Source organism: uncultured Senegalimassilia sp., assembly GCF_934632265.1.
Classification (GTDB): domain Bacteria; phylum Actinomycetota; class Coriobacteriia; order Coriobacteriales; family Eggerthellaceae; genus Senegalimassilia.
Genome location: NZ_CAKTYH010000066.1, coordinates 1 through 11071 on the forward strand (window position 1 = coordinate 1; position 11071 = coordinate 11071).

Genomic DNA, 11071 nt, shown 5'->3' on the forward strand with positions numbered 1-11071 from the left:
CGTGACGAACTACGAGATGGCGTCCCATTTCGACTTCATGGACTTCGCGGCCGTGGTCCTGGACGAATCGAGCATCATCAAGGCCCACGACTCCAAGACCCGCACGGCGCTGACCGCGCAGCTGAGCATGGTTCCCTATGTGCTGTGCTGCACCGCGACGCCCGCCCCTAACGACCAGATGGAACTCGGCACGCACGCTGAGATCGTCGGGGCGATGAAGCGCGAGGAGATGCTGGCCATGTTCTTCACCCACGACGGCGGGGACACGTCGAAATGGCGGCTCAAGAACCATGCGGCTGCGGACTTCTACCGGTGGATGGCCACATGGGCCGTCATGATCTCCCGCCCCGGGGACATCGGATACCCCGATGACGGATACGAGCTTCCCGCGCTCGACATCGTGACGCACACGGGCGATTCGGGATACGTCCCCGACGGCGTGCTGTTCGCCCTGCCCGAGGAGGGGTTGGCCGGCCAGCGCCGCGCCCGCAAGGCCGGGCTTGATTGGAAGGTGGAGAACCTCGCGGCCATGGTCAACGCATCGGACGAGCAATGGTGCGTATGGTGCGATTACAACGACGAATCGGCGGCTCTGGCCAAGGCGATTCCCGATGCGGTCGAGGTTCGCGGCAGCGATTCCGCCGAGAGCAAGGCGGACGCCATGACCGGGTTCGCCGAAGGGAGATACCGCGTCATCGTCAGCAAGCCGAGCATCTGCGGGTTCGGAATGAACTGGCAGCAGTGCCACCTGATGGCGTTCTGCGGCCTGTCCTACAGCTACGAGCAGTTCTATCAGGCCGTGCGCCGCTGCTGGCGCTTCGGCCAGGGAAAGCCCGTCGAGGCCCATGTGTTCACCACCGTCCAGGAATCGTCGTCGGTGGACGCGATAAAGCGAAAAGAGGAGCAGATGCAGGAGACGAAGCGCGGCATGATCGCCGCGATGGCGGAAGAGACCGAGCGGCAGATTGCAGGCGCCGCCGAGGCGGACGTGCCCGATGCGGCCTACGCGGACGCCGAGGGCAAATGCTGGCAGATGCTTCTGGGCGATAGCGTGGAGCGCCTGGAGGAATTCCCCGATGACCTGTTCGGGCTGGCCGTGTTCAGCCCGCCGTTCGCCAGCCTCTACACTTACAGCGACAGCGAGCACGACATGGGCAACTGCAAGGACGATGCCGAGTTCTGGGAGCAGTTCGAGTATTTGATCGACGGGCTGTACCGCGTATTGATGCCCGGCCGTTCGTGCTGCATCCACTGCATGAACCTGCCCAAATCCAAGCAGCGCGACGGCGTCATCGGGCTGAAGGACTTCCGAGGCGATGTCATCCGGGCGTTCGAGCGCGCGGGGTTCGTCTACCACTCCGAGGTGACCATATGGAAGAACCCCGTAACCGCCATGCAGCGCACGAAGGCGCTTGGGCTTTTGCACAAGACCATCCGCAAGGATTCGTCCATGAGCCGCCAGGGCGTGCCGGATTACGTCGTGGTCATGCGCAAGCCCGGTGACAACCCCGAACCCATCAGCCACACGTCCGAGGAGTTTCCCGTCTCCCGGTGGCAGGAATGGGCATCGCCGGTGTGGATGGACATCGACCAATCCAACACCTTGAACGGGCGCAACGCCAAAGACGCGGACGATGAGCGCCACATCTGCCCGTTGCAGCTCGACGTCATCGAGCGATGCGTTGGGCTGTGGAGCAACCCGGGGGACGTGGTCCTGTCCCCTTTCGGCGGCATCGGCTCGGAGGGCTACCAGTCCATTCTCATGGGGCGCGAGTACGTGGGCATCGAGCTGAAGCCCTCGTATTTCCGCGAAGCGGTCAAAAACCTGCGCGAAGCGGAGCGCAGGCGCGACGAGGTATCGATTTTCGACATGATGGAGGACGCAGATGAACATAACGATTAGCAAAGACGCGCTGGAGCAGGCGATTTCCGCCCCGGCTAAACTGGCGCGCGCGGCGAAGGTGGACTATCTCTCGTGCATCCTGCTCGATGCGCGAGGGGACGGACTCGACGCGGCCGCGACCGACATGAACGAGTCCGTCAGGTGCTTCGCCATGGCGTTGGTCGAGGAAGAGGGATGCGCCCTCGTGCCCGCGCTCGCGCTTTCCGGCGTCGTGAAGACGCTTCCCGATAAGGCGGTCACCCTGAGGGACGGAGGGCGCGGAATCATCGTCAAGTGCGGCAAGACGGCGTTCGACCTGCCCGCTCTGGACCCGGGCAACTTCCCCGGCTTCCCCGACGTCGAGGGCGATTCGCTCGTGCTGGACTTCGCCGTGCTCGCGGCCATGGTGTCCGCGTGCAAGCCGTTCGCCGCGAAGAAGGACGAGGCCCGCAAGGTGTTCACGTGCGCGCGCATCGCATCGGACGGGGCCACGCTGACCATGGAATGCACGGACTCTTTCCGCGTGGGCCGGGCGTGGATGGGCATCGACGGCTCGCCGTTCGAATGCTGCGCGCCCGTCGCATTCCTCGACGGCGTGCTGTCCGTCAAATGCGGCGGCAACGTGGTGCTGACGGCATCGGCGGGCCAGATAAAGGCCAAGACCGATGCGGGCGTGTGGACCACGCGCACGGTGGAGGGCAAGTTCCCGAACGTCAAGCAGCTTTTCGACGGCGAGCGCATCGCGTCCGCCGCCTTCGACCTCGCATACCTTCGCAGCGCGGTCAAACGCGCCCAGGCCATCGGCAAGGGATACGTGCGGATGCAGATAGGCCCCGAATGCCTGCTCTCCCGCAACGACGAGACGGGCGCGTACGAGGAGGAGCTGGAGGCGATCGATTACGACGGAGAGTGCCATGTGGGCATGCAGGCCCAGTACCTGGCAGACGCGCTCGGAGCGGCTCCCGCCGACGAGGTGCGCATAGAGCTCATCAGCCCCGTCAAGCCCATCTACGTGACCGCAGACGGCTTCCAGGCGTGCATCATGCCCGTAAGGATGGACCGATGAGCGCGGTATACGTGGTCACCTGCGACGATGAGCCGGTGGCCGTGTTCGAGGAGCGATATGAGGCGGATTTGCTCGCGATGCGCAACCGGGACACGTACATGAGCGAGGTTTACGAAGTCGAGTACAAGGCATCGGAGGTGAACCATGGCGCGCCGCAAGGTCAAGCATAACGACACCGTGCCGCGTGAAATCGCCGAGCTGCAGGTGGCGGCGTACCGCCACGCCTTCCAGGAGGCGGTGCGCCGCGCCAACGAGGCGATTAAGCAGCGCGACTATTACCGCAGATGCGCGATCGAGACGAAGTGCGAGCAGCTTTCCTCCGCGGGCAAGTGCCCCGGCGATATCTGCCCGCTCGCGTTCGACATGCACTGCGGGAAATGCCACGAGGCCGAGAAGAAGGCGAGGTACCTATGAGCAAGAAACCGAAATCGAATCCGCCTGTGCTGTACGAATCCCGACATGAGGGCGCGTGCAAGCGGTGCGGCTCGTACGTGACCGCCACGGCGTGGCGCAAAGGCGCGCCGCCCAAGGCCGCATATTGCCCGGTTTGCGGCGAGAGGATGGGCAAATGAGCGCGCCGAAGATAACGCCCGAAGATTGGCTCGATTGGGCGGACGACAAGGCAGACGAGTTCGAGCGGCGCGGCCAATGCGGCTCCTATTCGGCGGCGATGACGGCGAAGGGCTATCGCGAGCTGCGCCAGCTCATCGAAGACGGCATGGCGTGGAGGGCGAGGGGCAACCGGCGCGAGGTCGACCGCGAAGCGTTGCTCGGGCTGGCCGACGCCATGGGCGATGGCGTCTTCGCGGAATGGGCGGATGCGATTCGGAAGGCGGTGCATGCGTGATGGACGCTTCGAAGGTCCTGGCCGTCGCAGATGAAATCGAGGCGGCGGAAACCGAGGCCATGCGGGATTTCGCGCCCAGGGACGGCGTGGACCCCATCGGCGCCGCCTATGCGGCGGGAATGGTGGATGCGATCGATGGCGGATGGGCGAAGCAGCTGCGCGCCGCTTGCGGCCCCGATGCCGCCAGCGACGCAAGCGCAGACCCGCGCGACGTGGCCCACATGCTCGACATGGCGGCGTTCGAGATCACGAAAACGAGCATCGCGGTAAGCGACATGCTGAGCGATTTGGCATGGTCGGTGAAAACCGGTGACCGTGATTTGAGCGGGTTCAAGGAAAGGTGGCTGAAGTGAACCGCCCGATGCGCCGATGAAGAGCGAGTTTTCCGGGCAGCTCAGCCTGTTCGCCGACCCCGAGCCGGAGAGCTGCCCCCACGAGATGGGGCGCTACAGAACCAAGACGGAGTGCGGATTGGCCGGAAGGCCCATATGGACGAACTGCCGCGAGGTCGGGCGCTGCGTGCTCGGCGGCGGCGTGGAGCTTCCGGCCGAGGAGGAGGATGACGAATGATGATTACCCCGATTCAGATGGCCGTTCTGGCCGAACGTTAGGAGGATGGAATGGAGCTGAAGCCATGCCCGTTTTGCGGCGGCGAACCCCGGGTGATCCATTTCGGCTCGTGGCGAATCGTCGAATGCCGGCATTGCGGCATCAGGACCTCTGCCGTGTCGGAAGACCCGGCGAAGGATTGGAACCGCAGGATGGCCGACGTCGTGAGCGTGAAAGACGGCGATTTGCCGAAAACGGAGCCGATGCCGCAGATTCCGCGCATCAGGTACACCGACGCGAGCGGGTGCGTGCACGAGGGATGGTACGCGTTCCACGAGCGCAGGCAGGTGTCCCCGATAAACGACGGATTGAGGCCCGGAGACTGCATGCATTGCATCGTGTCCGACAAGGAGGCCGATTGGAACCTGCCCCGAGATGTCCGGGTGCAGGCAATCGACCCGGACGGCGGAATTGTCGAGATTGAGAGGCGGTTCCGGTGATTATCAAGCAAGACGAGAGGTTCCTTCGCGCGGCTGACGCGCAGCTCGCCATTTGGTGCGCCGAGGACGCGGGGGAGCATGAGGACGAATCCGCGAGGCTGCTTCGCCGCCTGGTCGAGCAGCTGTCCGGTGACTACGGCCTGAGCAAAGCGACGGTATCGGCGCTTGTCGCTCGCCAGGCTCTGGTCGATTACGAGTAAGGAGCCTCCTATGAGCGAAATGTACACATGCGATTTATGCGGCAAGCCTACGTCGAACTTCGTGCCGTGGACATGCGGCCCAATCGCGGGGAAGCTCGGGCGTTCGTGGTGCGACGACTGCGAGAAGCGATTCGAGCGCGAACATGCATGGGAAAACGAGCAGGCGGACAAGGAAGAGATCACGTGCCCATGGTGCGGATACGTAGACACCGACAGCTGGGAGTTCGAGGGCGAATACGATGACGCGTACGAATGCCCGAGCTGCGGGAAGCCGTTCATTCTCGAGCGAATCATCGATATCACGTACACGAGCAAGCGCAGGGTCGACGATATGCCGGAGGGGTGGTGCGGCGATGATTAGCAACGAGGAGCGCCGGGCGATAGTGAAAAAGATGCGCTACACGGCGAACGACGACCTGGGCGGATTAAGTCTGCAAAAGAACCTCGCCGCCATCACTAAGGCCGAAGATGGCAGCTGGCGCGGAGTGATGCGCAGGTTGGCCGACCTCATCGATAGGCCGACGGCGAAGCAGGAGCATAACGGTGCTTACTGGCGATGCGCGCATTGCGGCGCCTTTACGCGCAAAGACGCGGTGGTCAGGGACGGCCTCGGCGTGGTCCCGCTGCGCTGCTGCGGCAACTGCGGAAGGGAGTGGGAGTGATGATTAGCGACGAAGAGCGCAGAGAGGTTGCGGCAAAGCTGCGCGGTCTCGACGAGCATATTGACAGGGTGCCGCTTCTGCGCTCGCCGCAAGTGCACAATGCCATGGCGCTCAGCGCAATCCGCGCGGTCGTCGGCAAGGGAGATATATTCCATCTGCTGGCAGATCTCATTGATCGCCCGACGTGTCGAAACGTCTACGACTGGCACGAGATGGGAGCCTGCGACAACGGCTTCGAATGCAGCGAGTGCGGCAACCGCGTCGAGGATTACGAGGGCTACCGCATCAAGGGGACGTTCAATTACTGCCCGAAGTGCGGGCGAGGGGTTGTGCGCGAATGAGCGCCGCAGGATGGTTCATCGCCGGGTGCTTCTTCGGCGGAATTGCCGTATCGCTCGCGTTCTTCGCATGGGCGTGCGTCGCCGCAGGAGCGTGCGAAGACGAACGCAATGAAGGGAGGTAGCCATATGACAGCATGTAGTCGCTGGTTTCAGGCGAAGCTTCAAAACGGGTGCATTGTCGTGTTGGACACGTCGCGCATAGAGGCGTTCCGCGAGAAAGCGCAGGCTGTGGATATGAGAAGCGGCAGAGGTTTTCACCTCGATGCCAATGACTTCGCCGCATTGCAAACGCTCGTCACTGGATACGAGCCTGAGACGATTGCGATCGGGGGCGATGAGTAATTGACCGATTACAACGAATCCGAGGTTCGTCGCTACCTGCAATCCTATCAGCGCGCGACGCGCAACATCGAGAGCCTCATCGCCGAGAAGGAGCGCATCGAATCCCAGGTGTACTCCATCACGGCATCTACCGGCGGCGAAGGCGGCGGCGGAAACTCGGCCATCGGAGACAAGATGGCCGAAGGCGTGGCCAGGCTGTGCGACATATCGGAGCGCATACCGGAGGAGATAGCCGAATGGGAGCGCGCCAGGGCGGAGGTCCGAAGGGTCATCAACCGAGTGGGCCAGGCGAACGACATCTGGGGTCAATGCCTCCATTACCGATACATAGACGGCAAAGGGGCGGTGAACACCGCTCACGACATGGGCTATTCCGAGAGCAACGAGCGGTACATCCACCGAAACGCGCTCAGGTGCGCATGGCGGTACATGTAGCCGATTCGGCAACTTAATCGCATTTAATCGGGGGTAAGCTGTTATCTTGTACACGTCGAGAAAGCGACAAGAGCGGTCGGTGCAAACTCGTGGGACGCTCGAGTAGCGGGTTCGACATAGACAGCAATGCGTAAGCAGCACGAAAGCCGTCGGCGCCGTCAGTGGCACCGGCGGCTTTCGTGTTCCATGCCGTCATCCCAAAGGCGCGTATATAGTATACTAATCGCAGCCGAGAGGGGGTGATTCTATGGCAACGGCGGCTCAGACGAAAGCCACGGTGAAGTACATCAAGAACCATATGCGAACGTTCGTTTGCAGGTGCAACAACGAGACGGACAAGGACGTCATCGAGTACCTGGAGAACTGCGGCAACGTGAACGCCGAGATCAAGCGGCTGATTCGGAAAGAAATCCAAAAACCTATGTAGTTTACTATATACTTGCTGATGACTATATAGTATAATATAGACACCGGCAAGGGAAAGGCCCGAGCCATGGACGAAAGGCAAGAAGAGATGAACAACCAAGAGTTCGAAACCTTCAAGAAGATGCTGGTGCTGCACCTCGAAGAGCTGAAAGGCCTGGAGGGAGACGCGGAAGCCTGGAAGCGAAAGCTCGACACCATCATTGAGACGCTGAAGGATTAAACGAACAAGGCCGGGGAGAAATCCCCGGCCCCGCAAACAAGCAAGCACATAGTACCACGGGAAGCCCTGCGAAAGCGGGGCTTTTCTTATGTCCTGAAACGAGGTGAGCTAAACGCACGTGCCGACTGACAGGCCGCTCGCGTCCTGGATACGCGAGTTGGAGAGCCAAGGGAAGCTGTACGCGTTCTACAAGACGCCGGAATGGCGCGCCCTCAAGGCGCAGGTTATGCACGATCACGGCAACGAGTGCGAGGCGTGCGCCGCCAAGGGCAAGTACACGCGAGCCGACACGGTGCATCACGAGAAGGAGGTGCGCAAGTTCCCGGGGCTGGCGCTCACCCGATGGGTGCAAGGCCCCGACGGCGCGCCGCGAGAGGTGCTGCGCCCTCTGTGCAACCGATGCCACAACGAAGCGCACGACAGATGCAACGGCGAGCGGCGGAGCGCGAAGAAAAACAAACGGAAAGACTTGACGGCCGAACGGTGGGACTGAACACGCGACACGGCGCGAGGAGCCGCCGAGAGCGACATACCCCCCGCCCCCCATAGCCCTCTTTTAAGGGAGGGGAAGGCAACGGGGGTGGAAACCCGACAGGCTGACTTTTTCTCCGTTTTTGGGAAAAACCGATAGGAGGTGGGGCCGTTGGCAGGACGCCATAAGCAGCCCGTCGATGTGATCGTGGCGCGCGGGAAATCGCATCTGACGCGAGCCGAGAAGGAGCGCCGCAAGGCCGAGGAAGCGACCGTGCCGCCGCACCTTCGCGCGGTGCAGGCCCCCGAGTACCTCAGCGAGTGGCCCGATTTGGTCGATGCGTTCTACCGCTACGCCGAGATGCTCAGCGACATCATGCCCGAGCAGTTCGGCCAGCCGGATGCCGATTTGCTGGCTCGATACCTTGTATCAGAACGTTTGTTTGAATCGCTTACGAGTAAGTTGGTGAAGCTAGATGATGTTGACGGTATCAAAAGCCTGCAGGTTGCCCAGGATAAGGCGTTCAAGCAGGCTCATACGAGCGCGTCCGCCCTAGGTCTTACGGTAACGTCGCGCTGCAAGCTTGTCGTCCCTTCCGGCGGTGAAGACGATGACGAGAGCGAATTCTAGCCGCGCCGTCAAGCGCAAGCGCATCACCTGCCCTGAGATAAGCGAATACATGCGCATGGTCGAGACCGGAAAGGTCCCGGCATGCAAGGAGCAGCATCAGCTGATGGCCTATCTGCGCGATGTGTTCGCCAACGAGCGGCTCATAATCGACTATGAGCGAATCGAAGAGTATCGATCGTACGAGAAATACTTCCCGTTCGACCTGTTTCCGTGGGAGTGGTTCGCCTTCACGCTGTTCATGTGCGTCTTCAAGGCGGACGGCACTCCTCGATGGTCGCAGGAGCTTGTCTATATGGGGCGCGGCGGCGGTAAGAACGGATATGACTCGTTCGTTGCGTTCTGCGCTCTCACCAAGGTCAACGGCATCCGGGATTACGACGTAGACATATGCGCAAACTCGGAGGAGCAGGCCAAGACGTCGTTCTCTGATGTGTGGAACATCCTGGAGAACACCGGCAAGCGCGCGAAGTTCCAGAAGGGCTTCAAATGGAACCTCGAGCACATCACATGCCGTTCGACGAACTCGACTCTCAAATACCGAACCGATAACCCGAAATCGAAGGACGGCCTGCGCTCCGGCATGGTCATCTTCGACGAGGTGCACGCCTACCAAGACTGGCGGAACATCAAGGTTTTCACGACCGGCCTGGGCAAGAAGCCGCATCCGCGCCGCCTGTACACCACCACGGACGGCGATGTTCGCGACGGCGTGCTCGACAACCTGCTCGAAAAGGCCCGGCGCATCCTGGCGGGCGAGATGCCTGACAACGGCTTTCTGCCGCTTATCTGGAAATTGGACGCCGCCGAAGAGGTGCACGACAAGGCCATGTGGCCCAAAGCATGCCCTTCATTGCCGTACCTTCCCGTGCTCATGCAGCAAATCGAGGAGGAATACGCCGATTTTCTGGTAAACCCGGCAGGAAACGCCGACTTCATGACCAAGCGCATGAATCTGCCGTCAGGCAATCCTGATTACCAGGTGACCGATTACGAGAACCTGAAAACCGCCAGCCGCGCGCTTCCCGATCTTCGCGGCATGCCGTGCGTGTTCGGCATCGACTTCGCGAAGACGCAAGACTTCGTGGCGGCGGCGCTTTTGTTCCGCCGAAACGGCGAATACATGGCGATGCATCATTCGTGGGTATGCAAGCGGTCGAACGACCTGCCGCGCATCCGCGCGCCGCTCGACGAGTGGGAGCAGATGGGAATCCTGGAGTACGTGGACGACGTGGAGATACATCCGTCGCTAGTCTGCGATTGGATTTACGAGCAGATGGCCGAATACGACGTGCTGGGCGGAGCAATCGACTTTTACCGCCACACCACGTTCATGAGGGCGCTCGACGAAATCGGATTTTCCGCCAAGGAGAAGACGGTGAAGCTGGCGCGTCCGTCCGATCTGATGCAGGTGCAGCCCGTCATCAACTCGGCGTTTCTCAACGGCACCATAGCCTGGGGAGAAGACCCCATGATGCGCTGGTACACCAACAACGTGAAGCTGGTCGCATCGGCTCACGGCAACTACAGCTTCGAGAAAATCGAGCCCAAATCTAGGAAAACGGACGGGTTCATGGCGCTTGCCGCCGCCTTCACGGCGTCCGACCAGCTGCCCGAAACCTCCGAGATAGAGTTCATGGCACCCCTGACGTTCTAGGAAAGGAGGTGATGCCGTGGGACTGTTAGAATTTTTGAGCCTGCGCGTGAAAACGCCGGAGATGAAGCCAGCCGCAGGCGGCGGGGGAGTGGTTTCGGCGGATGTTGCCGCTGCCGCCTACTTCAAGCTGTGCGCATTGGAAACGGCGATATCGTACAAGGCGAACGCCATAGCCATGTGCACCATACGCGTGTACGAGCACGGCAAAGAGGCCCGAAACGAGCTATGGTACCGGCTCAACTACGACCCTAATCCTAACCAATCGGCCAGCCAGTTCTGGAACTATTTCATGGAGCGGCTTTGCCGCACCGGCGAGGCGCTCGTGGTCCCCATCAGGGGGCGATTCTACGTTGCAGACGGGTTCACGCAGCAGGAACGACAGCTGGGAAACAACCTTTTCACGAACATATCCGTTGAAAGATACGGCTACAGCAAGCCGTTCTCGGCGAACAACTGCATGTACTTCAAGCTGAACGACCGCAACATATCCAGCTACGTCGAACAGACGCTCGACCAGTACGCCCAGATGATGGGCCAGGCGATGACGGCGTATCGCAACACATGCGGCCAGAAGTACAAGGTATCCATCGAACGCGCGCCGACCGGCACCAGGGCCGATGAGGGCGATTTGCAGGAAATGCTCAAAGCCAACCTGAAAACGTTCATCGGCAACGCAAACAGCGTGTACATGGAGACCAAGGGCCAGCACCTTGAGCCTGTGAAGATCGAGAACAAGACGGAACCCGCAGACATCACTGAGCTTCGCAAGGAAATCTACGATGCGTGCGCCGTGGCGTTCAAAATCCCGAAGTCAATCATGTACGGCGATATGACCAACATGGGCG

General features: G+C 61.2%; 20 protein-coding genes. All 20 read left to right on the forward strand.

The annotated features are described in order from the left end of the window. On the forward strand, window positions 1–1903 hold a 1903-nt coding region (locus Q0H50_RS05955; RefSeq protein ID WP_294420484.1), incomplete at its 5' end, for a DNA methyltransferase. After that, the gene (dnaN, locus tag Q0H50_RS05960; RefSeq protein WP_294420486.1) at window positions 1887–2948 is read left to right on the forward strand and encodes a DNA polymerase III subunit beta; all 1062 of its coding nucleotides are present in this window, start codon (window positions 1887–1889) and stop codon (window positions 2946–2948) included. The genes Q0H50_RS05955 and dnaN, both read left to right, overlap by 17 nt. Beyond that, on the forward strand, window positions 2945–3118 hold the full coding sequence (locus Q0H50_RS05965; RefSeq protein ID WP_294420490.1) for a hypothetical protein: 174 nt from the start codon (window positions 2945–2947) through the stop codon (window positions 3116–3118). Before dnaN ends, Q0H50_RS05965 begins: the two co-directional genes overlap by 4 nt. Next, the gene (locus tag Q0H50_RS05970; protein WP_288579471.1) at window positions 3093–3362 is read left to right on the forward strand and encodes a hypothetical protein; all 270 of its coding nucleotides are present in this window, start codon (window positions 3093–3095) and stop codon (window positions 3360–3362) included. The genes Q0H50_RS05965 and Q0H50_RS05970 overlap by 26 nt, the downstream gene beginning before the upstream one ends. Further along, complete coding sequence (locus Q0H50_RS05975; RefSeq protein WP_294420492.1) at window positions 3359–3520, forward strand: hypothetical protein; 162 nt, start codon at window positions 3359–3361, stop codon at window positions 3518–3520. Before Q0H50_RS05970 ends, Q0H50_RS05975 begins: the two co-directional genes overlap by 4 nt. After that, complete coding sequence (locus Q0H50_RS05980; protein ID WP_288579475.1) at window positions 3517–3795, forward strand: hypothetical protein; 279 nt, start codon at window positions 3517–3519, stop codon at window positions 3793–3795. Before Q0H50_RS05975 ends, Q0H50_RS05980 begins: the two co-directional genes overlap by 4 nt. Next, window positions 3795–4148 carry a hypothetical protein gene (locus tag Q0H50_RS05985; protein ID WP_294363153.1) on the forward strand — a complete coding sequence of 118 codons (354 nt, stop codon included), beginning with the start codon at window positions 3795–3797 and terminating at the stop codon, window positions 4146–4148. The genes Q0H50_RS05980 and Q0H50_RS05985 overlap by 1 nt, the downstream gene beginning before the upstream one ends. 16 nt (window positions 4149–4164) lie before the next feature. Beyond that, entirely contained in the window at window positions 4165–4365 is a 201-nt protein-coding gene (locus Q0H50_RS05990; RefSeq protein WP_294420494.1) for a hypothetical protein, read from the forward strand. Window positions 4366–4415: 50 nt separating this feature from the next. Continuing rightward, a complete protein-coding gene (locus Q0H50_RS05995; protein WP_294420495.1) occupies window positions 4416–4844 on the forward strand; it encodes a Lar family restriction alleviation protein in 429 nt (142 codons plus the stop codon). Then, window positions 4841–5044 (forward strand): hypothetical protein, encoded by a 204-nt coding sequence (locus Q0H50_RS06000; protein WP_294420496.1) that lies wholly within the window; start codon window positions 4841–4843, stop codon window positions 5042–5044. The genes Q0H50_RS05995 and Q0H50_RS06000 overlap by 4 nt, the downstream gene beginning before the upstream one ends. Window positions 5045–5054: 10 nt before the next feature. Further along, window positions 5055–5405, forward strand: coding sequence for a hypothetical protein (locus tag Q0H50_RS06005; RefSeq protein ID WP_294420498.1), 351 nt, complete (start codon window positions 5055–5057; stop codon window positions 5403–5405). Further along, window positions 5398–5706, forward strand: coding sequence for a hypothetical protein (locus tag Q0H50_RS06010; RefSeq protein ID WP_294420499.1), 309 nt, complete (start codon window positions 5398–5400; stop codon window positions 5704–5706). Before Q0H50_RS06005 ends, Q0H50_RS06010 begins: the two co-directional genes overlap by 8 nt. After that, window positions 5706–6047, forward strand: a complete 342-nt coding sequence (locus Q0H50_RS06015) for a hypothetical protein (protein WP_294420500.1) — start codon at window positions 5706–5708, stop codon at window positions 6045–6047. The genes Q0H50_RS06010 and Q0H50_RS06015 overlap by 1 nt, the downstream gene beginning before the upstream one ends. A gap of 342 nt (window positions 6048–6389) precedes the next feature. Further along, window positions 6390–6824, forward strand: coding sequence for a hypothetical protein (locus Q0H50_RS06020; RefSeq protein ID WP_294420501.1), 435 nt, complete (start codon window positions 6390–6392; stop codon window positions 6822–6824). A gap of 247 nt (window positions 6825–7071) precedes the next feature. Continuing rightward, the gene (locus Q0H50_RS06025) at window positions 7072–7251 is read left to right on the forward strand and encodes a hypothetical protein (protein ID WP_288577784.1); all 180 of its coding nucleotides are present in this window, start codon (window positions 7072–7074) and stop codon (window positions 7249–7251) included. A gap of 66 nt (window positions 7252–7317) precedes the next feature. Then, window positions 7318–7470 carry a hypothetical protein gene (locus Q0H50_RS06030; protein ID WP_294420504.1) on the forward strand — a complete coding sequence of 51 codons (153 nt, stop codon included), beginning with the start codon at window positions 7318–7320 and terminating at the stop codon, window positions 7468–7470. A 157-nt stretch (window positions 7471–7627) separates the two neighbouring features. Further along, on the forward strand, window positions 7628–7963 hold the full coding sequence (locus tag Q0H50_RS06035; protein ID WP_294420506.1) for an HNH endonuclease: 336 nt from the start codon (window positions 7628–7630) through the stop codon (window positions 7961–7963). A 150-nt stretch (window positions 7964–8113) separates the two neighbouring features. After that, window positions 8114–8572, forward strand: a complete 459-nt coding sequence (locus tag Q0H50_RS06040; protein ID WP_294420508.1) for a hypothetical protein — start codon at window positions 8114–8116, stop codon at window positions 8570–8572. After that, window positions 8553–10226, forward strand: a complete 1674-nt coding sequence (locus tag Q0H50_RS06045) for a terminase TerL endonuclease subunit (RefSeq protein ID WP_294420511.1) — start codon at window positions 8553–8555, stop codon at window positions 10224–10226. The genes Q0H50_RS06040 and Q0H50_RS06045 overlap by 20 nt, the downstream gene beginning before the upstream one ends. A gap of 16 nt (window positions 10227–10242) precedes the next feature. Beyond that, window positions 10243–11071 (forward strand): phage portal protein (locus tag Q0H50_RS06050; RefSeq protein ID WP_294420513.1); only part of this gene is annotated, 829 nt, incomplete at its 3' end.

Excerpts from the sequence above, each read along its gene's own strand:
- Q0H50_RS06025 (WP_288577784.1), top strand. The coding sequence starts at position 7,072 with ATGGCAACGGCGGCTCAGACGAAAGCCACGGTGAAGTACATCAAGAAC.
- Q0H50_RS05970 (WP_288579471.1), top strand. The coding sequence starts at position 3,093 with ATGGCGCGCCGCAAGGTCAAGCATAACGACACCGTGCCGCGTGAAATC.
- Q0H50_RS05985 (WP_294363153.1), top strand. The coding sequence starts at position 3,795 with ATGGACGCTTCGAAGGTCCTGGCCGTCGCAGATGAAATCGAGGCGGCG.
- Q0H50_RS06010 (WP_294420499.1), top strand. The coding sequence starts at position 5,398 with ATGATTAGCAACGAGGAGCGCCGGGCGATAGTGAAAAAGATGCGCTAC.
- Q0H50_RS06030 (WP_294420504.1), top strand. The coding sequence starts at position 7,318 with ATGGACGAAAGGCAAGAAGAGATGAACAACCAAGAGTTCGAAACCTTC.
- Q0H50_RS06015 (WP_294420500.1), top strand. The coding sequence starts at position 5,706 with ATGATTAGCGACGAAGAGCGCAGAGAGGTTGCGGCAAAGCTGCGCGGT.
- Q0H50_RS05965 (WP_294420490.1), top strand. The coding sequence starts at position 2,945 with ATGAGCGCGGTATACGTGGTCACCTGCGACGATGAGCCGGTGGCCGTG.
- Q0H50_RS05995 (WP_294420495.1), top strand. The coding sequence starts at position 4,416 with ATGGAGCTGAAGCCATGCCCGTTTTGCGGCGGCGAACCCCGGGTGATC.
- Q0H50_RS06005 (WP_294420498.1), top strand. The coding sequence starts at position 5,055 with ATGAGCGAAATGTACACATGCGATTTATGCGGCAAGCCTACGTCGAAC.
- Q0H50_RS05990 (WP_294420494.1), top strand. The coding sequence starts at position 4,165 with ATGAAGAGCGAGTTTTCCGGGCAGCTCAGCCTGTTCGCCGACCCCGAG.
- dnaN (WP_294420486.1), top strand. The coding sequence starts at position 1,887 with ATGAACATAACGATTAGCAAAGACGCGCTGGAGCAGGCGATTTCCGCC.
- Q0H50_RS05975 (WP_294420492.1), top strand. The coding sequence starts at position 3,359 with ATGAGCAAGAAACCGAAATCGAATCCGCCTGTGCTGTACGAATCCCGA.
- Q0H50_RS05980 (WP_288579475.1), top strand. The coding sequence starts at position 3,517 with ATGAGCGCGCCGAAGATAACGCCCGAAGATTGGCTCGATTGGGCGGAC.
- Q0H50_RS06045 (WP_294420511.1), top strand. The coding sequence starts at position 8,553 with ATGACGAGAGCGAATTCTAGCCGCGCCGTCAAGCGCAAGCGCATCACC.